Source organism: Bacillus sp. PK6-013 (assembly GCF_054161445.1).
Genome location: NZ_CP096417.1, coordinates 4,225,396 through 4,247,500 on the forward strand (window position 1 = coordinate 4,225,396; position 22,105 = coordinate 4,247,500).

General features: G+C 44.0%; 25 protein-coding genes and 1 pseudogene (1 of these 26 cut by a window edge). 1 reads left to right on the top strand and 25 read right to left on the bottom strand.

Features of this window, described 5'->3' with window-relative positions:
- Positions 1 to 5 precede the first annotated feature (5 nt).
- The 13 genes and pseudogenes from glmU to metG all read right to left on the bottom strand — a co-directional run bounded on the left by glmU (position 6) and on the right by metG (position 12,471).
- On the bottom strand, positions 6 to 1,376 hold the full coding sequence (gene glmU / locus M1E03_RS21295) for a bifunctional UDP-N-acetylglucosamine diphosphorylase/glucosamine-1-phosphate N-acetyltransferase GlmU (protein ID WP_026578999.1): 1,371 nt from the start codon (positions 1,374 to 1,376) through the stop codon (positions 6 to 8).
- A 301-nt stretch (positions 1,377 to 1,677) separates the two neighbouring features.
- Positions 1,678 to 1,971 carry a septation regulator SpoVG gene (gene spoVG / locus M1E03_RS21300; protein WP_003178198.1) on the bottom strand — a complete coding sequence of 98 codons (294 nt, stop codon included), beginning with the start codon at positions 1,969 to 1,971 and terminating at the stop codon, positions 1,678 to 1,680.
- Between the two features lie 181 nt (positions 1,972 to 2,152).
- The gene (gene ridA, locus M1E03_RS21305) at positions 2,153 to 2,530 is read right to left on the bottom strand and encodes a 2-iminobutanoate/2-iminopropanoate deaminase (RefSeq protein WP_020449807.1); all 378 of its coding nucleotides are present in this window, start codon (positions 2,528 to 2,530) and stop codon (positions 2,153 to 2,155) included.
- A pseudogene (purR, locus tag M1E03_RS21310) lies at positions 2,528 to 3,381 on the bottom strand (pur operon repressor); the annotation flags it as partial. The pseudogene purR and the gene ridA, both read right to left, overlap by 3 nt.
- Positions 3,382 to 3,437: 56 nt before the next feature.
- Positions 3,438 to 4,307: a 4-(cytidine 5'-diphospho)-2-C-methyl-D-erythritol kinase gene (ispE, locus tag M1E03_RS21315; protein WP_025809574.1), complete on the bottom strand. Its 870-nt coding sequence runs from the start codon at positions 4,305 to 4,307 to the stop codon at positions 3,438 to 3,440.
- Between the two features lie 416 nt (positions 4,308 to 4,723).
- Positions 4,724 to 4,909, bottom strand: coding sequence for a small, acid-soluble spore protein, alpha/beta type (locus M1E03_RS21320; RefSeq protein WP_003178189.1), 186 nt, complete (start codon positions 4,907 to 4,909; stop codon positions 4,724 to 4,726).
- Positions 4,910 to 5,065: 156 nt separating this feature from the next.
- Positions 5,066 to 5,326, bottom strand: coding sequence for a biofilm formation stimulator Veg (veg, locus tag M1E03_RS21325; protein ID WP_003178187.1), 261 nt, complete (start codon positions 5,324 to 5,326; stop codon positions 5,066 to 5,068).
- Between the two features lie 224 nt (positions 5,327 to 5,550).
- The gene (gene yabG, locus M1E03_RS21330; protein WP_023855980.1) at positions 5,551 to 6,432 is read right to left on the bottom strand and encodes a sporulation peptidase YabG; all 882 of its coding nucleotides are present in this window, start codon (positions 6,430 to 6,432) and stop codon (positions 5,551 to 5,553) included.
- A gap of 159 nt (positions 6,433 to 6,591) precedes the next feature.
- Complete coding sequence (rsmA, locus tag M1E03_RS21335; RefSeq protein ID WP_020449803.1) at positions 6,592 to 7,470, bottom strand: 16S rRNA (adenine(1518)-N(6)/adenine(1519)-N(6))-dimethyltransferase RsmA; 879 nt, start codon at positions 7,468 to 7,470, stop codon at positions 6,592 to 6,594.
- Positions 7,463 to 8,023 (bottom strand): ribonuclease M5, encoded by a 561-nt coding sequence (gene rnmV, locus M1E03_RS21340; protein WP_020449802.1) that lies wholly within the window; start codon positions 8,021 to 8,023, stop codon positions 7,463 to 7,465. The genes rsmA and rnmV overlap by 8 nt, the downstream gene beginning before the upstream one ends.
- 167 nt (positions 8,024 to 8,190) lie before the next feature.
- Complete coding sequence (locus M1E03_RS21345) at positions 8,191 to 9,387, bottom strand: G5 and 3D domain-containing protein (RefSeq protein ID WP_020449801.1); 1,197 nt, start codon at positions 9,385 to 9,387, stop codon at positions 8,191 to 8,193.
- Positions 9,388 to 9,631: 244 nt separating this feature from the next.
- Positions 9,632 to 10,399: a TatD family hydrolase gene (locus M1E03_RS21350; protein WP_020449800.1), complete on the bottom strand. Its 768-nt coding sequence runs from the start codon at positions 10,397 to 10,399 to the stop codon at positions 9,632 to 9,634.
- An 83-nt stretch (positions 10,400 to 10,482) separates the two neighbouring features.
- Entirely contained in the window at positions 10,483 to 12,471 is a 1,989-nt protein-coding gene (gene metG / locus M1E03_RS21355) for a methionine--tRNA ligase (RefSeq protein ID WP_035337513.1), read from the bottom strand.
- Between the two features lie 507 nt (positions 12,472 to 12,978).
- Here metG and M1E03_RS21360 point away from each other — a divergent pair.
- Entirely contained in the window at positions 12,979 to 13,269 is a 291-nt protein-coding gene (locus M1E03_RS21360; RefSeq protein ID WP_085959887.1) for an AbrB/MazE/SpoVT family DNA-binding domain-containing protein, read from the top strand.
- Between the two features lie 49 nt (positions 13,270 to 13,318).
- Here M1E03_RS21360 and rsmI read toward each other — a convergent pair whose 3' ends face one another.
- From rsmI to M1E03_RS21420, 12 genes are all read right to left on the bottom strand, one after another.
- Positions 13,319 to 14,194: a 16S rRNA (cytidine(1402)-2'-O)-methyltransferase gene (gene rsmI / locus M1E03_RS21365; protein WP_145654497.1), complete on the bottom strand. Its 876-nt coding sequence runs from the start codon at positions 14,192 to 14,194 to the stop codon at positions 13,319 to 13,321.
- Positions 14,169 to 14,462: a GIY-YIG nuclease family protein gene (locus M1E03_RS21370; protein WP_023855982.1), complete on the bottom strand. Its 294-nt coding sequence runs from the start codon at positions 14,460 to 14,462 to the stop codon at positions 14,169 to 14,171. The genes rsmI and M1E03_RS21370 overlap by 26 nt, the downstream gene beginning before the upstream one ends.
- Positions 14,449 to 15,192 carry a tRNA1(Val) (adenine(37)-N6)-methyltransferase gene (locus M1E03_RS21375; protein WP_020449796.1) on the bottom strand — a complete coding sequence of 248 codons (744 nt, stop codon included), beginning with the start codon at positions 15,190 to 15,192 and terminating at the stop codon, positions 14,449 to 14,451. The genes M1E03_RS21370 and M1E03_RS21375 overlap by 14 nt, the downstream gene beginning before the upstream one ends.
- Before the next feature lie 64 nt (positions 15,193 to 15,256).
- Positions 15,257 to 15,619 carry a DNA replication initiation control protein YabA gene (yabA, locus tag M1E03_RS21380; RefSeq protein ID WP_020449795.1) on the bottom strand — a complete coding sequence of 121 codons (363 nt, stop codon included), beginning with the start codon at positions 15,617 to 15,619 and terminating at the stop codon, positions 15,257 to 15,259.
- 14 nt (positions 15,620 to 15,633) lie between these two features.
- The gene (locus M1E03_RS21385) at positions 15,634 to 16,461 is read right to left on the bottom strand and encodes a PSP1 domain-containing protein (protein ID WP_020449794.1); all 828 of its coding nucleotides are present in this window, start codon (positions 16,459 to 16,461) and stop codon (positions 15,634 to 15,636) included.
- A gap of 2 nt (positions 16,462 to 16,463) precedes the next feature.
- Positions 16,464 to 17,453 (bottom strand): DNA polymerase III subunit delta', encoded by a 990-nt coding sequence (gene holB, locus M1E03_RS21390; protein ID WP_020449793.1) that lies wholly within the window; start codon positions 17,451 to 17,453, stop codon positions 16,464 to 16,466.
- A gap of 11 nt (positions 17,454 to 17,464) precedes the next feature.
- Positions 17,465 to 17,905 carry a YaaR family protein gene (locus tag M1E03_RS21395; protein WP_020449792.1) on the bottom strand — a complete coding sequence of 147 codons (441 nt, stop codon included), beginning with the start codon at positions 17,903 to 17,905 and terminating at the stop codon, positions 17,465 to 17,467.
- A gap of 11 nt (positions 17,906 to 17,916) precedes the next feature.
- Positions 17,917 to 18,246 (bottom strand): cyclic-di-AMP receptor, encoded by a 330-nt coding sequence (locus M1E03_RS21400; protein ID WP_003178156.1) that lies wholly within the window; start codon positions 18,244 to 18,246, stop codon positions 17,917 to 17,919.
- 74 nt (positions 18,247 to 18,320) lie between these two features.
- Positions 18,321 to 18,959 carry a dTMP kinase gene (gene tmk / locus M1E03_RS21405; protein WP_026579005.1) on the bottom strand — a complete coding sequence of 213 codons (639 nt, stop codon included), beginning with the start codon at positions 18,957 to 18,959 and terminating at the stop codon, positions 18,321 to 18,323.
- The gene (locus M1E03_RS21410; RefSeq protein WP_025809576.1) at positions 18,956 to 20,398 is read right to left on the bottom strand and encodes an aminotransferase class I/II-fold pyridoxal phosphate-dependent enzyme; all 1,443 of its coding nucleotides are present in this window, start codon (positions 20,396 to 20,398) and stop codon (positions 18,956 to 18,958) included. The genes tmk and M1E03_RS21410 overlap by 4 nt, the downstream gene beginning before the upstream one ends.
- Positions 20,399 to 20,537: 139 nt before the next feature.
- Positions 20,538 to 21,731: a toxic anion resistance protein gene (locus M1E03_RS21415; protein WP_025809577.1), complete on the bottom strand. Its 1,194-nt coding sequence runs from the start codon at positions 21,729 to 21,731 to the stop codon at positions 20,538 to 20,540.
- Positions 21,732 to 21,747: 16 nt separating this feature from the next.
- A protein-coding gene (locus tag M1E03_RS21420) for a 5-bromo-4-chloroindolyl phosphate hydrolysis family protein (RefSeq protein ID WP_023855986.1) crosses the window boundary here: on the bottom strand, positions 21,748 to 22,105 show its 3' portion. The gene runs 260 nt beyond the window's last position; only the last 358 of its 618 coding nucleotides appear in the window; the start codon falls outside the window, past its right edge; it ends in the stop codon at positions 21,748 to 21,750.

The following is a 22,105-nucleotide window of genomic DNA, read 5'->3' on the forward strand; positions in this document are numbered from 1 at the left end:
TAGGATTATTTTTTGTGTATGTTCTCAGCGTAGTCTTCTTTGTTGACTTGTCTTGCTCTGGCAATAGACAAAGCCTTGCCTGGTACATCGTCGGTAATCGTTGAACCCGCAGCGACGTATGCGCCTTCGCCGATTGTCACCGGAGCGACCAAATTGGAATTGCAGCCGATAAATGCCCCATTTTCAATCTTCGTTTTGAACTTATGTTTCCCATCATAATTTACGGTAATCGACCCGCAGCCGAGATTGACATCCGTTCCGATTTCCGCGTCTCCTATGTAGCTTAAATGAGATGCTTTGCTGCGATCACCAAATTCCGATTTTTTCACTTCGACGAAATTCCCGATCCTTACCTCATTGCCGATCTTTGAATCAGGTCTGATATGAGCAAACGGTCCAATTGTAACATCGTCACCGACTTCACTGTTCACGACAACGGACTGCTTAATAACCGTTCTGCTGCCGATCGTACTGTTTTCGAGTTCGCTGTTCTGTCCGATGACCGCGTCCTCACCGATGACAACCCGCCCTTTAATAACGGTGCCGGGATAAATCACGGTATCTCTGCCGATGACGGCTTCCGGTGAAATATATGTGTTGTCAGGGTCGATTAAGCTTACGCCGTTTCGCATGTGGCGTTTATTGATCCGCTGCTTCATATAAATTTCCGCTTGTGAAAGGGCGACTCTGTCATTGACTCCGAGCGTTTCCTGGAAGTTGCCAGTCTGATAAGCGGCTACAGTCTCACCTTGATTTTTCAAGATCTCAATGACATCCGGAAGATAATATTCCCCTTGTACGTTGTCATTGGAAACCTGCTCGATCGTTTGAAAAAGAGCTTCGTTGTCAAAACAATAAGTTCCTGTGTTAATTTCTTTGACAAGTCTTTCCTCGTCTGTTGCATCTTTATGTTCGACAATTTTTGCAACATCGCCGTTTTCATTGCGAATAATGCGTCCGTAGCCTGTCGGATCCTCCGCTACAGCGGTTAAAATCGTCACTTTTGCTGCTTTTTTCTGGTGCTCATTGAGCATGGCTTCCATCGTTTCGGCAGTTAAAAGCGGTGTATCTCCGCAAATGACGATAGTCGTTCCTTTTTCGCTTCCAAGAATCGACTTGGCCTGCTTAACGGCATGGGCTGTTCCGAGCTGTTCAGCCTGCAGGGCATATTCGCTTTTTTCCCCGAGGTGTTTTTTGACATCTTCGGCTCCATGTCCAACTATTGTGACAAGTTTTTCTAATGATAGCTTGCGAGCTTCGTCGACAACATGCTCGACCATAGGTTTTCCGCAAACCGGATGAAGAACTTTATAAAGCTTTGATTTCATTCTTGTTCCTTGACCAGCTGCTAACACAACTGCAAACCGCTTATCCATGTATTGGCCTCCATTATCCCTATTATCCATAGAAAAATATATCCTAAATATGAGTTGATTTCAAGCAAGCCAAAATGAGAAATCGGAAAATCAAGACAGCATATTTTGGATATTCAGAGTATATTTAGGATTCACTGATCAGGGAGACAAATTGATTCCTTCGGGATGGGATTCTCAAACCGCCATATGTTTTACCTCCTGTTTCTGTTATACGCAATCACAAACCATATATTGTCATTTTATTATGATAAGATTATTTTTTTTCAAAACAAAAAGGGCTTATCCATAAGCCCTTCTTTTTTTAAGAAGCTCCAGCTTCTTCATATTCTATTTCCTCAACGTCACCCAAACGATGATATTCATTTAACACCGCGTCCTGAATTTTTCCGCGGGTGCTTGAGTTGATTGGATGAGCGATATCACGAAATTCTCCATCAGGTGTACGCTTACTTGGCATCGCAACGAAAAGACCATTGTTTCCATCAATTACACGAATATCATGCACTACAAATTCGTGATCCAGCGTGATGGATGCAATCGCTCTCATGCGACCATCGGTATTCACGCGGCGTAATCTTACGTCGGTAACTTCCACAGTAGTTCACCACCTTTTCCCAATATAAAAACATTAGTGTAACTATTCAACGGTTTTTTTTTGTTTTCCTGCATAATTAAAAATATTTTTGTAATATTGGGATAAAAAAACACTGAATTGACAAATTTTCCAAACAAAAAAGATGATTTTGGAGACCAAAACCATCTTTTCGGAGTTTTTTCTATTTTACTAATGCGACGACTTCTATTTCAACGAGCGCGTCTTTCGGCAGCCTTGCCACCTCAACACATGATCTCGCCGGTTTGTGGGTATCGAAGTACTGTCCGTAAACTTCATTCACCTCTGCGAACTGATTCATATCCGCCAAAAACACAGTTGCTTTGACGACAGTCTCCAGAGAGGCGTTCGCTTCTTTCAGCACGGCTTTTAAATTGCGGAAAACTTGATGCGTCTGTTCTGTGATGTCTCCAGTCACCATTTCACCCGACGGGGTCAGTGGAATTTGCCCTGAACTGTAAAACATATTATTGACAACAATTCCTTGTGAATACGGTCCGATCGCCGCCGGTGCTTCTTTTGTCTGAACAACCTTTGTCATCTCAAACTCCCCATTTCCTATTCATTGTCTGCAAAAAAACGCTGAAAGTTTCCGTTTTGGATTTCCACCTTTTTTTCCTTCATATCAATTTCAGAAAGAGTCAAAAGGGACATGTACTCATCGACCAGCCGCTCCTTGACTCCCTGAGCCTCCACAAGAACACCGATGCCTGCTACATGGGCATTGAATTCCTCGAGAAGATTGATCATACCGTTGATCGTTCCTCCCGCTTTCATAAAGTCGTCTATAATCAAAACGCGCGAGCCCGTCTGCAAGTTGCGTTTTGCAAGAGACATCGTCTGAATGCGGTTGGAAGATCCAGACACATAGTTAATGCTGACCGTTGAACCTTCAGTTACCTTATTGTCTTTTCTGACGACCACCGTCGGCACATCAAGGTAGCTGGCTACCGCATATGCCAGAGGAATTCCTTTTGTCGCCACCGTCATCACGACATCGATCTCCCTGTCTGAAAAAGCTGAAGCAAAAATCTTGCCGGCCTTCGTTAATACAGAGGGCTTGCCAAGGATATCGGTTAAATACAAATATCCGCCGGGCAATATCCGTTCCGAATCGATCAATGACTCACCGAGCGACTTTACAAATTCCTCCGCTTCATCGCGTTTTACCTTTGGAATGTATTTAACGCCGCCTGCTGCTCCCGGCACGGTCTGAAGCGTCCCGATCCCCTGCTGCTCGAAGGTCTGCTTAATAATGGTTAAATCTTCACTAATGGATGATTTAGCAGATTGATACCGTTCTGAAAAGAAGGTTAATGGCACTAAGACATGCGGATGGGTCAACAAATAATTTGTCAGATCCACCAATCTGCCGCTTCGACGAAACTTCATGCACTTACCTCCAAAATCCGAATATTTTTAAAAATAATATAACTTAACATACGGATTTAATCAAGTTCATTTTGTTCTCCGATCATCCGCACCGCATAAACCTGATCGCAAAACCCTCTTAATCCGTTATAGATTCTTTGTACTTTTGATTCGTATTGAACCAATCCGAACACAGTGGGGCCGCTCCCGCTCATCAGCACAGCATCGGCGCCAAACCGCTTCATTTGATTTTTGATCATCGCGACTTCGGGATGCATATTCAATGTAACAGATTCGAGAACATTGCCGAGTTTGTCGCACATTTTTTGAAAATTCTTCTCTTCGATCGCAGAAATCATACCTTGAACATCCGGATGTTCAATCTCATCGACTTTCAGCTGCTTGTACACTTCTGCAGTTGATACGCCGATCGTCGGCTTTGCCAGCACAACCCAGCAGTGCGGCGGAGTCTCGATATGACGGATTTTCTCTCCTCTTCCAGTTGCAAGAGCCGTTCCTCCATGTACGCAAAAGGAGACATCAGATCCGATCTCAGCGCCAAGCTCAGCCAGTTCATTCATCGAAAGCTTCAAATCCCACAGCCGGTTCAGCCCTCTGAAGACGGCAGCCGCATCGCTGCTTCCTCCCGCAAGCCCCGCAGCAACGGGAATCACTTTCGTAATAAATATAGAAACACCTTTTTTAATGCCGTATCGTTCTTTCATGAGCATTGCAGCCTGATAAGCAAGGTTTCGCTGATCGTCGGGAACAAAGCGGTTATGCGAAGAAACCGTTACTTTATCTTCTGCCAGCTCGGTTAATTCAATCCGATCCGCCAAATCAATTGTCGTCATGACCATCTCTACTTCATGATACCCATCTGGACGTTTGCGGCGAACGTCGAGCGACAAATTAATTTTAGCCGGCGCCTTCTCTAAAATACGCAATCCATTCACCTACTTCTCCATCTAAACATAAGTATCCACATTGTAACATATTTTGAAGTACAGGACGTACAAATGCATGCGCCCGCGCAAGACGCCGCGCCTTTAGCATGCGGTCATCCTTACAAGTACAAATGCATGCGCACGTGCAGCACACCGCGCCTTTAGCATGCGGTCATCCTTACAAGTACAAATGCATGCACCCGTGCAGGACACCGCGCCTTTAGCATGCGGTCATTTTCCATACAAGTACAAATGCATGCGCACGTGCAGGACACCGCGCTCTTAGCATGCGGTCATTCCCGCAGATCGCGATTGCCCCCTTCAGCGAATCCTCAAGGCGTTTGCAGCACCTGATCGGCTGAATGCAGATCAATGAAAAAAACGGAGGACAGAAGCGCCCTCCGTATGTCACTGTTTTAATGATTTTGCTGGTTTTGAGCCATATGCTGTTCGGCTAATTCAATGGCCCTCTTCACCATGTTACCGGCGTCTCTGGCCCGAATTCCGCCCCAGCCCTCGGTTTTTACCGTGTCGTAAAATCCAAGATCCTTAGCCAATTCATTTTTGAATTCCTCTGACATGATGCTTCGACGTCTGCCCATGCGAAACAGCCCCTTTCAAGTATCATACCATCCGTCTGACTCATCATAAAACAAGTGACATGTATTAGCTTTGCTCGATTTGTGCAGAACTTCCCCGAAAAATTCTGGATAAAAAAAGGCAAAACAAAAAGCAGCAAACATAAAGTCCGCTGCTTATTAAAGGGCTACTGAGCTGGTTTTATCATCAGAAAATCTCAATTCAACCGTCTCAGTAAGAATATCCGCATAACTGTATGAAACTCTTTCAAACGAATTCTCGTCTTGGTCTAGTTGTATCACAAAAACAGAAGGGTACGTCTCAGCTAAAATGCCCGAACGCTCAATCGTTTTTCGGCGGCCACCGTTTGCTTTTAACGTCAGCCTTTTTCCCAAATGTCCATCAAGCGATCTTTTAATATCGGACAACGTTTTCGCCATTGCATCCACCTCACTATATTCAGTATACACCAGAAGCCCATTTTTGTCAAATAAAATTTAAATTATATCAACGTTCATAAGCCTCTGTCAATAAAATATTTGTGACAAATTATACGCCGACTTTCCCTTATTTTCCTCATTTTTCGTTTCATTATGTATGTTTTTTTAAAAAAAGGTAAAAACATTCGGCTGTATGGCAAAAACCCGCCATCCGGCGGGCTCGTTTAATCGTTTTCTTTTGTTTTATATGGCATTCCGATTCGCAATACGCCTCGCGTCTCAATGCCTCCGAGTCCCTTTTCCCTCGTCAGGGTGTTTCTGAGCACTTCCCAGACGTTAATGCGGTCCATAAACGGTGTGAAGCTGATTTTTGCGACTATATAGACCGGATCAAGCGCATGGATGTTGACTCTTGACGGAGAGCTTGCAAAATTTGCACCGGCTCTGATCAGTGATTCAAAATGGGACTGGCATGCGCCTGCAAAAATGACAAGCTGATCAAGATGGGGAATTTTTTTTCTCGCTTTTTGAACGGTTTCGATAAAATCTTTTGAATGCCTGTAGGCATCCAGATTGTTAATATCACCCTTCTGCTTAGAATAGGCATCGTGTCCGGTGATGACGAGAAGATCCGGGCGGTACTCATCGATCAGTTCCTCGATGACCGATGACATTTTCTTTTCATAACAATGAATGCCGTATACAGGAACCCCGATCTTTTCATAGAGCGCCAGACATTTTTTTAAATAAGCCGAATCCCCGTCTAAATGAAGGACTCTTCCAGGCATATGAAAGTACTGCTGTTGATTGTTATATTGGTTTGTGGCGCGGTACTCATGTTTATTGTGAAGGAGTTTGTAATCCTGGCGGAGAAGATCGAGGGATTCCTTCATTCTCGATTCTTCTTCCCGCTTTCTCATCTGCCGCTCAGCCTCGCGGACCATCTCCAAGTCCGTTAAATATGCGTCAGCGATTAATCTGACCTCATCTCCGTGCAAAACGGCCACAGGTTCTCCATTTGCCGATTGATCAATTCGTATAATTCGAAATAAGATATCTCTTCGATAAGATTTTCTGACGACCATATCGCCTATTTTAAATTGCATGCTTTTCACTCCACACATAGACTAAGCCCCATCCTGATGAATATAAAGCAATGAAAAGTAAAGGTGCTTCTTTAGCCTATGTGCCCGCCCTTCAAGTGGTGAACGGATGACAAGCCTGATCAGGCTTAAAGCCCGGCTTCAAATAAAAAAAGCCCTCCATTAAAGAAGGACTGCTCTCAAGCGGTCAGATAAGACGGCGAACTCTTCAATGCTCAGCGATTCTCCGCGTCGTTTTCCGTCGATTTGTGAATCCTGAAGCGCTCTTTCAATTTTTGATTTATTCTCTTTGCCATTCGGCAGGTTGTTAACGAGGTTGTTGAAAAGCGTTTTTCGGCGCTGTGCAAAGCTGGATTTTACGACTTGAAAGAAAAAGGCTTCATCTTGAACCGCGACAGCCGGTTCTCCCCTCAGCGTCAGCCTGATGACCGCGGAATCCACGTTAGGCTGAGGGACAAATACAGTCTTTGGCACATTCATGACCGTTTTGGCTTCGGTATAAAACTGAACCGCGATGGAAAGGGACCCGTATTCCTTTGTAGAAGGTTTCGCAGCCATTCGGTCCGCCACCTCTTTTTGAAGCATGACGACGATCCCTTTCAGCGGCAGATTTTCTTCTAAAAGCTTCATGATGATCGGAGTCGTGACGTAATACGGGAGGTTGGCGACAACCATCACCTCATCGCAGTCTTGAAACTGCTCGTCCATTACCGCCCGGACATCGGCTTTCAGGACATCCTGGTGAATGACAGTCACATTATCATACGGAGAAAGCGTATCTTTTAAAATCGGCAGGAGCCTTTGGTCGATTTCGAAGGCCGTCACTTTCTTCGCACGCTTTGCCAGCTGCTCGGTCAATGCCCCGATCCCCGGACCGATTTCAATCACGCCGGTACGCTCCGTCACCCCCGCATGGTCGACAATTCTGTCCAATATGTTCGTATCAATCAAGAAGTTCTGCCCCAGGCTTTTTTTGAATGAAAATCCGTATTTATTGAGAATTTCCTTAGTTCTAATTGGGGTGGCGATATCTTTATTCATGCTCTTCCTCCCGCAGCACAACATCCAGTGCGCTTAAATAATCACTCTTTTTGATCTGAAACATTTGCAGCCGCTTTTGAAGCTGTTTCCCATTTGTATAGCCGATATTCAATATCTCGCCGAGCCGCTCCCGCCTTTGTTTTGCCAGAGGGCCCCCGATCAGGCCGGCTTCGATTAAATCCCGAGCCTCAATCTCAGGTTCCGTCGCCTCCATTTCCTCCTGAACGGTTTTTAAGCATTCGCGGATTGCCTCAAGCGAAGCATGTTCAACACCGATTCCGCGCTTATTTTTAGGCTTTGCCAAATGCTTGGGTAAAAATGCATGCTTGCAGCCGGGGACTTTTTCTGCAATCGTTTTTCTGATTTTTTCCCCCGGGAAATCAGGATCGGTTAAAATAATGACCCCGCGCGTTTCCTGGGCAAGCCGAATCCGTTTGATGACGTCTTCCCCTATGGCAGATCCGTTCGTTTCAATCGTATCAGCATCAACAGCCGATTTGATTTTTGCTGTGTCATCACGGCCTTCGACAACAATGATTTCTTTAATCTTCATTTCTTCCTCCGTATAGTGAAAAACCTTTTATTACATTTTTAAAATTATTGAAACCTTTTTGTAATAAAACCGTCTAATTAATTAGAAAACAAGATGGATCTATTATAACCAAAAAAACAGAGGGCGCAAAATCCCTCTGCTTATATAAGAAGCGTAATAAATGATATTTAGTTCAACACCTTGATTTTAACTCTTTTGTTACCCCAGCGGTAAGCTGTAGACTTACTCGGAAAGAATACATCGATTTTACGGCCTTTGATGGCTGAGCCTGTATCGGCTGCAACCGCGTAGCCATATCCTTCTACATGTACTTTAGAACCCAGCGGAATGACGCTCGGATCGACAGCGATCACTTTAGCACCCGGATTATTTTTCAAGTTAACGCCGGTCGCAGTGTGGCCAGAGCATCCGTTGCAGCTTGCCGTATAAGCTGTAGAGGATACATAAAATTCTTTTCCTGAGGATTGATTTCCGCGCGATACATTCGCGCTGACTGTAGCCACTGCGGCTTGCTTTGTACCGACAGCAATGATTTTGGCTTTGCTTTCAGCGGCTGTTTCCTCTTTAACCAGTTCTCTGGAAACTTCCTTGCCGTTTTTCATCACAACGGCATAGTGCTTTTTAAGCTTGCCATGTTTACCGTCCCGTACAACTTTTTCTTTCCCCTTTTCAAGTGAATCGTCCTCTTTTTTGCGGACTTCAAAAGGGATGTTCTCTTCCACTACATCGGTGACTTTTTTGATACGAGTAATGTGAATCGCCTGATCTTTTGTCAGCTTTTTATCAAGCGCAGGCTTAACTTCATCATCGCCTTTTATGCTGATCTTATGATGTTTTAAAAAGTCAGCGACCGTAGTCGAAGTCGTCCATATATCTTTATCTTTACCGGCATCCTTTACGGTTACTTTAAAAGCCCTTTGCAAAGTCAGCTTCATGTCTTTCGTTATTTCTTTATCAACTGAGGGTTCAATTTGATCGTGTTCCGCCAACTCTAGATTTAAATCTTTCAGCAGTTTGCCGACAGTACCCGCTGTTGTCCAGATTTCTTTTTCCTGTCCGTCGACCGCGAAATGAACAGGTTTTGCGGCAACATACTCAACATTCGTGTTCGCCGTTAATTTTGTATCTTCAGCGGGAGAGATGTGATCTTCTTTCCTCGTCTCGATGTCTAAGCTTTTCAGCAGTTCACCTACGGTTTCCGCATTCGTGCGAACATCCTGCTTTTTCCCGTTTATCGAAATGGTGACTTGCTGTTTAGCGAGCTCATGTGCTCCGTAAGCAGTTCCGCTTCCTGCGACAAGCAGTCCAGCAGCAATCAGTATCCATCTGCTTTTGCTAAGCTTTACGGAAAACAGCTTTTTCATTTTTTGTATGATGAAAAACGCCTCCTTCTCCTCGGGGAGATTATATAGAGTATCTACAAGCCTGTCAACCCTCCTCTCTATTTCTCCGCAAGCCCGCCATCTCTTTTATTATGGGAAAACCACCTCATAAAAGAAAGAAAGACTTGTCGACAAAGATATCCTATGAGTGCAAACAGACATGTAGAACTTTTTAGAACCGTCCCCCGAAGAGACAAGCTTGAACAAGGCTCGATATCAAATCGTGTCAGCTGATGCCGAAAAGTTTTTTTGCATTTTCTGTGGTGATGGCCGCTATTTCTTCATAAGTCATCCCTTTCAATTCAGCAATTTGTTCGGCGACAAGCTTCACATAGCTTGGTTCATTCCGCTTTCCTCTGTATGGATGCGGCGTTAAATACGGGCAGTCCGTCTCAATTAAAAGTCGGTCATTTGGTATTTGTTTGACCACTTCCTTCGGCTTTTTGGCATTTTTAAATGTGACGGGACCGCCGAAAGATAGGTAGAAATTCATATTTATGCACTCTTGTGCAATTTCGGCGCTTCCGGTATAACAGTGCATGATCCCGCCGACTTCCTCGGCCCCTTCTTCCCGCAAAATAGAAACGACATCCTCTGTTGCATCACGGTTGTGAATCACGATTGGCAAGCCGACTTCTTTTGCCAAAGCAATCTGTTTTCTGAACACCTCTTTTTGAACGTCCTTCGGCGACTTATCCCAATGATAATCAAGTCCCATTTCACCGATCGCCACAACTTTTTCATGGGCAGAGAGGTCTTTGATCCAAGCCAAATCTTCATCGGTCATATCAATTGCATCAACCGGATGCCACCCGATGGCAGCATAAATAAAATCGTATGCTTCAATCAATTCCATTGCGCGCTTAATCGTCGGACGATCGAATCCCACAACAACAATGTGCTCCACTTTTTCTTCCTTTGCCCGAGCAATGACTTCTTCCAAATCCTCATTAAATTGCTCGGCATTTAAATGTGCATGTGTATCAAATAACATCAAAATGCCACCTTTTTTAGATATTGTCGAAAAACAAAAGGTGTTCGACGAAATGTTACACGTGGAACACCCTTTGCCAACATTTATTTGATTCGCGTTCCGTTTGATAATGAACTGTCTACCGCTGCAAGCGACAGAACGCCGTTGTCTTCTCCAGCCAATATCATGCCTTGAGAAAGTTCTCCTCTTAGTTTGACCGGTTTTAAGTTTGTTACACAAATGACTTTCCGGCCGACAAGCTCTTCAGGTTTGTAGTGCTTGGCAATTCCTGAAACGACCTGGCGTTTTTCAAAGCCCAAATCAAGCTGAAGCTTTAACAGACGGTCCGCTTTTTTGACGGGTTCGGCATGGATGACTTCAGCCACTCTCAGCTCCGTGCTCATAAAATCGTCTATCGTGATTTCCGGAAGCCTTTCAATTGCTTTTTCCTCTTGTTTCGGTTCTTCTTTTGGAGCCGTTCCCTGCATTTTTGATTTGATATAAGCGACTTCGTCTTCCGCTTCAAGACGCGGGAACAACGGTTCTCCTTTTTGAACTTTGACCGATTTCAGCTGGCCGAAGCTTTTAATGCTGTCCCAGTTTTTCAATGACGCATCCGTAACACCGAGCTGTGCAAAAATCTTTTCAGGCGTCTGCGTTAAGAACGGCTGCAGCAATACAGCAGTGATGCGCAACGACTCTGCCAAATGGTACATGACCGATTGAAGATCTTTTTCTTTGTCCTTATCTTTTGCCAGTACCCATGGGGCTGTCTCGTCAATGTATTTATTCGTTCTGCTGACAAACTGCCACAATGAAGAAAGCGCTACAGAAAACTCCATATTTTCGATCGCCTGTTCGTACGCTTCAATTGTCTTTTGTGAGAATGATGACAACTGTTCGTCAAAAGCGGTAACCGGGCCTTCGTATGACTGAACCCGGCCGTCAAAGTATTTGTTGACCATGGCGACCGTTCTGTTTAACAGGTTGCCTAAATCATTCGCTAAATCATAGTTAATCCGCTCGACAAATCCTTCCGGTGTAAATACGCCGTCAGAACCGAACGGCACTTCGCGGAGAAGATAATAACGCAATGCATCAAGTCCGTATTTGTCGATTAATGTGACTGGATCGACCACATTTCCTTTTGATTTAGACATTTTTCCGTCTTTCATCAGCAGCCATCCGTGGGCAAAAACTTTTTTCGGCAGCGGAAGGTCCAATGCCATCAGCATAATCGGCCAGTAAATGGTATGGAAACGGACGATCTCTTTACCGACAAGATGAACGTCTGCCGGCCAATATTTTTGATAATTTTCATCGTTTGCCGTATTAAAGCCAAGTGCCGTAATGTAATTAAACAGCGCGTCTATCCAAACATAGATGACATGCTTCGGGTTGCCGGGCACTTTTATTCCCCAGTCGAACGTCGTCCGGGAAACAGCCAAATCCTCAAGACCCGGTTTAATAAAGTTGTTGATCATTTCATTTTTGCGGGATTCAGGCTGAATGAATTCAGGATTTTCTTCATAGAAAGCAAGCAGCCGGTCCGCATATTTTCCCATGCGGAAGAAGTAAGATTCCTCTTTGATTAACTCAACGGGATGGCCGCTGTCAGGACTTTTTCCTCCGATTACCTCGCCTTTTTCATTTCGCTCAACATCAACGAGCTGGGTTTCGGTGTAAAACGTTTCGTCAGGTATACTGTACCAGCCTTCATATTCATCAAGATATATATCACCATTGTCAAGCAGCTTCTGAAAAACCTTTTCGATCACGTTTTTATGACGTTCCTCTGTCGTCCGTATGAAATCGTCATTGGATATGTCGAGCTTTTTCCAAAGCTGCTGAATGTCTTCTGCCGCACGATCGACCAATTCCTGCGGAGTAATATTTTCCTTCTCCGCCGTTTGCTGGATTTTTTGTCCGTGCTCATCTGTACCTGTTAAGTACCTGACATCAAAGCCTCTCAGTCTTTTATACCGAGCCATCGCATCACCGGCAACGGTTGTGTAGGCATGTCCAATATGTAGCTTTCCACTTGGGTAATAAATGGGTGTAGTGATGTAAAACGTATTTTTTTCTTGCGGCATGATGGAACCTCCCAATTAAAATGTCAAAAAACTCCCGCCCAAAGGACGAGAGCGGCATGTGTATTCATTCAGTATATACTCAATATATAATCCCTCTTTATATGATACCATCTTAGCCTTCAAGTTCAAGAAAATATACATTGTCGATCCATCATGAATACGGTCGATTACAAATTTTTTAACAGAAAGAAATATTATACTTCGACAAAAAAATGCTTTCATTGTCGAATAATGTCGTATATAATCGATATGAGGAAAAACCTTAGTTCGAAAGTCTTGATTTAAGGGCTTTTTTTTGATTGATCCTACTGTTTTATCATCTTCATTTCCCTTGTTACATCAGTTCTTCCAAGGTCTTTTGACTATATGATCTAATTTTTACAAACAATAGAAAAGAAAATGATTGACGTTTATTGGAAACCTTGTTATGCTAGGACTGTAAGGATTTTGTCGAATAATGACGAAGATAATAAACACCTATAAAAATAACAATCTTTCGGGAGGAGAATGAATATGAAATCTACAGGTATTGTACGTAAAGTTGATGAGCTAGGACGCGTGGTGATTCCGATCGAACTTCGCCGTACGCTTGGAATCGCGGAAAAAGACGCTCTTGAAATCTATGTAGATGACGAAAAAATCATCTTGAAAAAATATAAACCAAACATGACTTGCCAAGTTACAGGTGAAGTTTCTGATGACAACCTTAAACTTGCAGGCGGTAAATTGGTTCTTAGCCCTGAAGGCGCTGAGCAAATCATTAACGAAATTCAAGCACAACTTCAATCTCAAAAATAATTATTTTGATTATACAAAAACCGCTCTTGCCGAAGCAAGGGCGGTTTTTTTAGTTTTGAATATGATAAGCGTCATAAATTTTCCGTTTCGGAACGCCGCGGTCTACCGCGGTTTTTTTAATGGCTTCTTTTGAATGATATCCTTCGCTGATATAATGCTCGACATGTTCTTTTTCTGAAAGGTGCTCCCACCAGAACGACTCTTCGATCGTTTCTTCACGGCTTCCCTCGATCACAAGGCAAAACTCTCCGCGCACCTGTTCCTGTTCAGCCCATGTGAGTGTTTCTTCGATAGAACCTCTGATAAACTCTTCAAATTTTTTCGTGAGTTCCCTTGTCAATGCGATTTGCCGGTTGCCGAATACCTCTCTGATGGCTGACAAGGTTTCTTTCAGCCGATGCGGGGACTCGTAAAAAATCATCGTCTCCTGTCTGTTTTTCAAAGCCTCGAGCTGTTTTTTCCTTTCCCGTTTGTTACGGTCCAAAAAACCGAAAAAGAAAAACGGCTGCGGCGCAATGCCTGAGGCTATCAGTGCGGTCAAAGCGGCATTTGCACCGGGCAAAGGCACGACATAGCCGCCCATTTCGATAAAATCGCGGACGATTTCAGCCCCGGGGTCAGATATTGTCGGCATTCCGGCGTCACTGACCAGCGCGACATTTTTACCTTCTTTCAGCCATTCCAAAATTTTGTGTCCGCTGCTTTCTTTATTGTGTTCATGGTAGCTGACAAGCTGTGTCTCGATTTCGTATACATGGCACAATTTCTTCGTCTGCCTCGTATCCTCCGCAGCGATAATGTCCGCCTCTTTCAACACAGAAACCGCTCGAAATGTCATATCCTCCAAATTGCCGATGGGTGTCGGAACGAGATATAACATGCCCATGTCTGATTTTTGGTCAAAGCTCTTTTGCCGGTTGATAATCAACACCCTCCCGTCTTTTTTCTTCTATATAACGTTCTTTGTTCTTTCTCGATAATTTTTTAAAATAGTATTCGGCCTGCATCGCCTCTCGCTTTGTTGAAAAGCACTCTGCATAATGGAGTTTTACCGGCAGCCTTGCCCTCGTATACTTCGCGCCTTTCCCTTCATTATGGGTTTTCAGGCGCTTCTCGATATTGTTTGTATAGCCGGCGTACAAGCTACCGTCCCGGCACGAAAGCACATAAAAATAATGGCTACTCGTCTCCATATAAAATCTTCCTTATTTCAGGTGTATATTGATCTTGTTCATCATATACGAATAAAGGAGGCAGAATTTTCAGGTCAGGCCGGCCGTCTTTTATTCCTTCCACTAAAATGGTGTTGGCCTCTTTACTTTTTTTCGGGTAAACAAACTGGACGCGCTTCGGCTCGATTTGGAAGGCCTTCATCAATTCAAAGATTTCGAGCAGCCTCCCCGGCCGGTGAACGAGAGCGAGTTTGCCGCCCTGCTTTAACAGCTTGCTGCTGACGCGAACGACGTCTTCAAGCGTGCAGTAAATTTCATGTCTGGCAATGGCCAGATGTTCATTTAAGTTTTGCTCCGTTTTTTGCGGCGTCTTGAAATAAGGAGGATTGCATGTGACGACATCAGCTTTATTATATCCGAGCACCTGCGGCATATTGTTCAAGTCGTCCCTGATGAGATGAATCTGTTTTTGCAGGTTGTTGTATTCCACGCTGCGGAGAGCCATGTCATACAGCCTTTCCTGAATTTCCACCCCGGTGATCGCGGCTTTTGTGCGGGTGCTGAGAAGCAGCGGAACAATCCCGTTCCCTGTGCACAGATCAATGATGTTTCCTTTTTGTATCGGAACATATGCAAATTTCGACAGCAGAACGGCGTCTAAGGAAAACGCAAAAACTGTCGGGCTTTGCACGATTTTCATATCTTCTGCAAGTAAATAATCCAGTCGTTCATCGTCTTTTAATTGAATCATGTCTTTTCCCTTTCCTAAACACATTGTACCGTTAAAAAGGCTTCCGTTCCGCCGGAAGCCTTTCTTATTTTTTATTTAAGAACGAGAGGCAGAACAGGCAGTCTCCTTCTTTGCGAACACTTCCGTAATGGATGTTGCAAATATGGAAGCCCTCCTGATACAGGCGCGCCAAATTATCATGGCCTTCTCCAATATCAGCATGCCCTGTCTTTTCTGCTTTTATCTCTTTTTCATCGGATTTTGCGTTTTTTAGCCTTTGATCCGTTTCTTCCAGCCTCTTGCGCAAATGCTCGTTTTCAAGCTGTAAATGATTGTTTTCTTCAATCATTTCCCCGATATGCTGCTTGAGATCTCCAAGCTGGCGGTAAAGGGACCCGATTTGTTCTTCTAAACTTATCACTGTATCAAACAATTCTTTTTTATCCAAGGTTTCACACCTCGTTAATCTGTGGTTTGTGCAGATACGACACCTTCTTGCAACAGCTCATCCCACGTATATTCAACGACTTTGTCACAGTCTGTCAGTTCAACTTGGAGAATGCGTTCAAGAATATTCAAGCCGACGACTTTTGCCGGGCCGTTGGACGTGGCGATCACTTCCCCAATATCCGGAAGCTGTTCTTTTGCTGTTTCGTATTCATCGTTTTCATATTTCAGACAGCACATCAGCCGTCCGCATAGTCCGGAAATCTTCGTCGGATTCAGCGACAGATTTTGATCCTTTGCCATTTTAATAGACACGGGCTCAAAATCACCTAAAAATGTGGAACAGCAAAGCATTCTTCCGCACGGTCCGATGCCGCCCAGCATCTTCGCTTCATCCCTGACGCCGATTTGCCTCAGTTCGATTCTCGTTTTAAAGATTGACGCCAAATCTTTGACGAGTTCTCTAAAATCGACTCTTCCGTCAGCCGTAAAATAAAAAATGACTTTGTTGCGGTCAAAAGTGAATTCCACATCGACCAGCTTCATCTCAAGGCCGTGCTCGTTAACCTTTTTCTGGCAGACATCAAAGGCGGACAGCGCAGCTTCTTGATTCTCTTCAACGATCAGGCGGTCGCGCTCATCCGCAACTCTGATCACTTTTCTTAAAGGCAGCACGACATCGTTCTCGTCTACTTTCTTGTTGGCGATGACAACCTGCCCGTATTCAACACCGCGAACCGTTTCGACGATCACACAGCTGTCTTTATCTATCTGAAATCCGTTCGGATCGAAATAATATATTTTGCCCGCTTTTTTAAAACGGACACCAATAACGTTGTACAAGCTTATCCCTCCTGCAGCATTAAAACCAAGTGCTCCATTAATCCTTGAGCATTCACATTGGAATAAAGCCGTTTTTTTGCTTCTAAAACAGCAAGTATCTGGTTTGTCACTCTTTGTTGTGTTGTTTGCAGCGCATGCTGTTTTAATGATTGGAATAAGTCCTGAAATAGTATTTTATCTTCATGTCCCAACTGAATGGACAACACGTCGCGATATATAAATAAAAGCATATCAAGACCCATTTCTTGGTGGTCTTTCTCCTTGAAAAAGGGCATCCACTGATCTTGAATATAGAAAAAAGCATGTCCTTTTCGCTGGTGTAAGACTTCATACAATTTTATCACTTTCGCTCGCGACTCTGCAAACTGATCATTTCGACTCAATTCGAGCGCTTCCGATAAATTGTTTGTCATATTCGACAAAAGGGCAGCAATATTCGGTGAGACCTCTTGTTTGATCAGTTCCTTTTCAATTGATTCGGGCTGCAACGACTGAAAGGATAAAACTTGGCATCTCGATATGATCGTATCGAGCAATTTTTGCGGCTGTTCCGTTAAAAGAACAGCGATTGTATCGCTGCTCGGCTCCTCTAAAAACTTCAGAAGGCTGTTCGCCGCATTGACCGTCATTTGATCGGCATGGGAGATAATGTACAGCTTTTTATGCGATTCCAAACCGGTCTTTGAAAACTCTTCCTGAAGCGCCTGAATTTGTCCCTTTTTAATCGAAAGTCCGTCCGGATGCACGACGTGAACGTCCGGATGGTTTCCTGATTCAATCCGCTGGCAGTTCCGGCACGACTCACATGGCTCCGCTCCGTCTTCAAGGCAAAAAAAGCTTTTTGCCAGAAGGGTTGCCGCGTCTAATTTGCCCGTCCCTTTGCGCCCTTCAAATAAATAGGCATGGGCAAGCCGGTTTCTTTCTATACTATTTTGCAAAAGCTTCATGACCCGTGGCTGAAGCTTCTGCATTTCTGTCCAGGTTGTAGCCATACCATCACTCTCTATGTGTAAAGGTTTATCAGTAAACCCTTGATTTCGCCAATCTGTTCTAAAAGTTCGATAGAAGATTTTTCTTGGTCCATCAGGTCCTCTGTTAATTGCACAAGCTTTTCGTCCAGTTCTTTTACAATGCTCAATGTCCGGCTGTTTCCGTACAGATCGAAGCTTCTTGAATTCTCCACCGTCAGCCCGTTTTCAACGGTCTCTTTTACAAATCGTTTGATCAAGCCTTTGAATCTGGCCAAATCCTTGAAGTTCCTCGACTTTGATAAGCGTTTTCCGAACGCTTCAATATCTGTTAAAAGCATTGTCAACTGTTCAACTCGTAGCTTGCCGCTTTGTATATTCATCTTCTCTTTAAATGAAGCAGAAACGTTTTCTCCTCTTGCAGGCGGAGTCTGCTGTTTCTCTATCATTGTACGCAGTTCTTGACTTATTTTCATATCCTCAACCCTTAAAATTGATGGAATTGCTCGATCGGCAGTACAAAAACGGTTGCTCCGCCCACTTCAACTTCAACGGGATAAGGAACATATGAATCGGCATTTCCGCCCATTGGAGAAACAGGGGCAATCAGCTGATCGCGCTTGCTTCCGTTTTCTTTTATCAAGCTTAAAGCTTTGTCTACTCGAATATCATCTACACCCAACATGAAGGTTGTGTTTCCCGATTTCAAAAAGCCGCCGGTTGACGCCAGTTTAGTCACGCGAAAATTGTGATCGGTTAAAGCCTTTAAAAGCCTATTGCTGTCTTGGTCTTGAACAACAGCGATAATTAACTTCATATGAAAAGCCCCCTTTTGGATGGAAACACTTAAGGATACTCTTGCTACCATTATAACAATGAATGGTAAACAGGTCACAACTGATTTTCTTTTAATGCTTCCTTAATGATGTTATTTACCCTTTTTAACACATGTTCAACATTCTGACTGGCATCCACGATCCGAAATCGGCCGGGAAACCGGTTCATAACTTCTTTATAGCCTTTTTGAACAAGTTGATGAAAATGGAGTTTTTCCAGATCAAGCCGGTTCTTCTCTCTGGCATGATTTATATTGATCCGCTTCATTCCCTCTTCCGGGTCGATGTCGAAATAAATCGTCATATTAGGCATCATATTGCCGATCGCAAATTGATTAACAGAAAATACTTCATCAATGCCGAGTCCCCTGGCATACCCCTGATAAGCAAGTGAACTGTCGATGAACCGGTCGCATAAGACGATTTTTCCTTCTTCAAGCGCCGGTTTTACTTTTTCGACAAGATGCTGCCTTCTTGCGGCTGCATATAATAAGGCTTCGGTTTTTGGATCCATAGCCGTATGACTTGGATTTAAAATAACCTCGCGAATTCGTTCAGATATTTCAATGCCGCCCGGTTCTCTTGTCGCAAGAACAGAATAGCCGTTTTTCGTCAATTGGTCTGCCGCAGCCTGAAGGATTGTCGTTTTTCCCGCACCTTCAGGCCCTTCAAAAGTAATAAATAATCCGTTCATGATTTCTCCTCTTCTATATATACAGTTAATTGCTTTTGTTTGAGCTGATTGCTGCCCTGAATGTGTACATTCAGGTCGACGAGCCGCGTCAGCCGGCTGATCGTCTCTTTTGTTATTCTCTCACCCGCCATAATCAACGGAATACCCGGAGGGTACGGTATGACCGGTTCCGCGCTTATTCTGCCCGCGGCTTCCGTAAAAGGAACCGATTCTTTTTTGAAGGCTGACAACTTGCTTTTCCGGTAAGGCAAAGCTGTGACTTTTTCAGAAGGGATTCCGATTCCGGCAGGATAATCGTGTTGAACAGCTGTATCTCTGATTTCTTTGCCGATTGTGCTGATCAGTTCCGGCGCAGGCTTGTTTTTTCCTTCAAGCGGCAGGATCAACAGGACTTGCCTTTCATCTGCCAATTCAGGATGGATGCCGTTTGCTTCAAATATGGATTTCAGTTCAAAACCGGAGTGGCCATACGCTGATCTGACAGACAGCTTAAGCGGATCTTGCTGGATACCGGCATCAGCCGGCTCGACGATCTCGGCTCCGTTTATTTGAGAAAAGGCTTCTCTCATGTTGAGGAGCTCTTTCTCAATATCGGCTGTTCGATTTGTTTTCAAGATATTTTCGGCGTATGCCCTGGCTATATCCAAAGATGCCATGATTGGATAAGAAGGACTGCTGCTTTGAAGTACAGAGAGATAGTATGCCAGTCTGTCCCTGTTCACCCTGCGGCTGTTAATATGCAGATAAGATCCCATTGTCATCGCCGGGAGCGTTTTGTGCGCAGACTGAACGACAACATCGGCGCCCGCTTTCAGCGACGACTGGGGAAATGGATGGTCCAGCACAAAATGAGCGCCGTGAGCCTCGTCGACTAGAACGGGAATGTCGTGTTGATGGGCCTCTTCTATGATCGGCTTCAGATCAACAGCATGTCCGTAGTAATTGGGATATGTCAGCACGATTCCTTTAGCGTGCGGATATTGTGAAATTGCATCTTTTGCCGTTTCGTACAATATATGTGTGGGAACGGCCATCGCCTCATCAATTTCCGGCGTCAAAAAAACCGGATGGGCGCCTGAAAGTTCAATCGCATGAAATACAGACTTATGGCAGTTCCGCTGAACAAGTATCGTGTCACCCGGCTGACAAACAGCCATGATCATCGCCAGATTCCCGACGGTCGAACCATTGACGAGAAAAAAACTTTCTTCCGCGCCATAAAGCCGCGAAACTAAATCCTGCGCTTCTTTGATGACGCCTGATGGCTCATGCAAATCATCCAGACCCGTCAGTTCAGTTAGATCAACTTTGAGAATCGTTTCGAAAAAGGTTTTCGCTTCATCAAAAAAGACATCTCCATTGTGATGTCCCGGAACGTGAAAAGAATAATGATGTCCTTCAGCATGGTTCACCAATGCTGTATATAAAGGTGTCTTCATATAACCGATCCTTTAGTCATCTTCTCTATTTTCTTCGTCACCCTCGTGCTCCCGGATGACGGTATGACATTCTGCATTTATTATACCCTTCAAGGCGGATTACATAAAGGGCGGACGTTTTGGTAAATGTTTATCTTGCTTATGATAAACGGTTTTGGTTTTCTTTCATGTCCAGCAGCTTAGCCTTGAGACCATCTTCCATTGCCCTTATTTCTTCTTCTGCCTGAAGGCGCTTTGAACGGCCATCTTCTTGAATTTTAAGCGTCTCCTCAAGCGTTCCGATCAGATTGTCCTGCACTTGTTTCAATGTTTCGATATCGATAAAGCCGCGCTCATTTTCCTTGGCAGTTTCGATCGTGTTGGCCTTCAGCATCTCGGCATTTTTCAAGAGCAGTTCGTTTGTTGTGGCTGACACCTTTTTTTGAGCTTCTACGGCTCGGCGCTGCCTCAACAGAGTAAGCGCAATGGCAACCTGATTTTTCCAAAGAGGAATTGCTGTCATAATCGATGATTGGATCTTTTCCGCCAGCACTTGATTTGTGTGTTGGATTAAACGGATTTGCGGGGCGCTCTGCAGTGTAATTTGTCTGCTCAATGTTAAATCATAAACCCGCTTTTCCAGCCGGTCGGCAAACTGAATCATATCATTTACATCCTGAACGGCCATATGATGATGTTCTGTTTTCGATTTCTCTTTTAATTCGGGAATGGTTTGATGTTTTAATTCTTCAAGCTTCAGCTGACCGGCTGCAATATAGACATTCAGCGCTTCATAATATTCTTTATTTTTTTCATACAGCCGTTCGAGCATCTTATTATCATTGATCAGCGTGCTTTTGGAATGCTCAAGTTTTACGCTGATTCTGTCTATTTGGGCGCCGGTTTTTTGATACCTTGATAAGACTTCTTGAACAGAATGGGATACTCTTCCGAAAAAACGGGAAAAAAAGTTCCTTTTTTCAGTTTTCAATTCATCAGGGCTGACCTGTTCAAGCTTTTTCATTAGGTCGCTTAAGACCTGCCCAATTTCACCAATATCTTTTTTTTGGACGTGCTCAAGCATCTCGTGTGAAAAATTCAAGAGTTTGGATTGAGCTTGCGTTCCATACAGAGTCATGCTGTCATGTTGTTTTGGATCGATCTGTTCGGCCAGTTGGAATGCTTGCCGGCGTTTTTCTTCGGATAACGTATCAACCAGATTTACTTGCTGCCCGCGGTGTTCTTCCTCCATGCCGGAAACAGACTTTTCTCCTTGTCCAAAAGGATCGGAAAGCAAATCATCAATTTTAAGCTGTGCGCCAGTTTTGTGTAACGATGGTTTATATTCGCTCATTTTCAGCTTTCCTCCGTCAGCCTTTTTTCATTGAATGCTTTGCGACGTCCAGTTCAAACTCCAAGTGGTCAATGTCTGTTTTCAGCAAGTCATAAAGGTCGTCTTCCAATTGCTTGGCAAGCTTATCGATCATCATGCGTGTTTCGCTTAAAGAAACTTCAAGCTTCGCATTACGTTTTGGCTGTGACGCCAAAAACGCATGCTTTTCCGTCAGTTCAACAATTGAATCAAGGCTTTGATAATAAAAGCGTTCAACCTGGTAAAAACGCTTTGGTTCGTTCTTTGTGATGCTGTAAATTTTTCTGACGATACGGAGAATTTCTATATTTTGTTTAATCGTTTGAATGTTTTTGACTGCGAACAAGGCTTTTCTT

Bases quoted from the DNA above. Each gene is read 5' to 3' on its own strand.
- glmU (WP_026578999.1), bottom strand. From the start codon at position 1,376: ATGGATAAGCGGTTTGCAGTTGTGTTAGCAGCTGGTCAAGGAACAAGA.
- ridA (WP_020449807.1), bottom strand. From the start codon at position 2,530: ATGACAAAGGTTGTTCAGACAAAAGAAGCACCGGCGGCGATCGGACCG.
- M1E03_RS21320 (WP_003178189.1), bottom strand. From the start codon at position 4,909: ATGGGCAGACGTCGAAGCATCATGTCAGAGGAATTCAAAAATGAATTG.
- veg (WP_003178187.1), bottom strand. From the start codon at position 5,326: ATGGCGAAAACGTTGTCCGATATTAAAAGATCGCTTGATGGACATTTG.
- yabG (WP_023855980.1), bottom strand. From the start codon at position 6,432: ATGCAATTTAAAATAGGCGATATGGTCGTCAGAAAATCTTATCGAAGA.
- rsmA (WP_020449803.1), bottom strand. From the start codon at position 7,470: ATGAATAAAGATATCGCCACCCCAATTAGAACTAAGGAAATTCTCAAT.
- rnmV (WP_020449802.1), bottom strand. From the start codon at position 8,023: ATGAAGATTAAAGAAATCATTGTTGTCGAAGGCCGTGATGACACAGCA.
- M1E03_RS21345 (WP_020449801.1), bottom strand. From the start codon at position 9,387: ATGAAAAAGCTGTTTTCCGTAAAGCTTAGCAAAAGCAGATGGATACTG.
- M1E03_RS21350 (WP_020449800.1), bottom strand. From the start codon at position 10,399: ATGTTATTTGATACACATGCACATTTAAATGCCGAGCAATTTAATGAG.
- metG (WP_035337513.1), bottom strand. From the start codon at position 12,471: ATGCCGCAAGAAAAAAATACGTTTTACATCACTACACCCATTTATTAC.
- M1E03_RS21360 (WP_085959887.1), top strand. From the start codon at position 12,979: ATGAATATGAAATCTACAGGTATTGTACGTAAAGTTGATGAGCTAGGA.
- M1E03_RS21370 (WP_023855982.1), bottom strand. From the start codon at position 14,462: ATGGAGACGAGTAGCCATTATTTTTATGTGCTTTCGTGCCGGGACGGT.
- M1E03_RS21375 (WP_020449796.1), bottom strand. From the start codon at position 15,192: ATGATTCAATTAAAAGACGATGAACGACTGGATTATTTACTTGCAGAA.
- holB (WP_020449793.1), bottom strand. From the start codon at position 17,453: ATGGCTACAACCTGGACAGAAATGCAGAAGCTTCAGCCACGGGTCATG.
- M1E03_RS21395 (WP_020449792.1), bottom strand. From the start codon at position 17,905: ATGAAAATAAGTCAAGAACTGCGTACAATGATAGAGAAACAGCAGACT.
- M1E03_RS21400 (WP_003178156.1), bottom strand. From the start codon at position 18,246: ATGAAGTTAATTATCGCTGTTGTTCAAGACCAAGACAGCAATAGGCTT.
- tmk (WP_026579005.1), bottom strand. From the start codon at position 18,959: ATGAACGGATTATTTATTACTTTTGAAGGGCCTGAAGGTGCGGGAAAA.
- M1E03_RS21410 (WP_025809576.1), bottom strand. From the start codon at position 20,398: ATGAAGACACCTTTATATACAGCATTGGTGAACCATGCTGAAGGACAT.
- M1E03_RS21415 (WP_025809577.1), bottom strand. From the start codon at position 21,731: ATGAGCGAATATAAACCATCGTTACACAAAACTGGCGCACAGCTTAAA.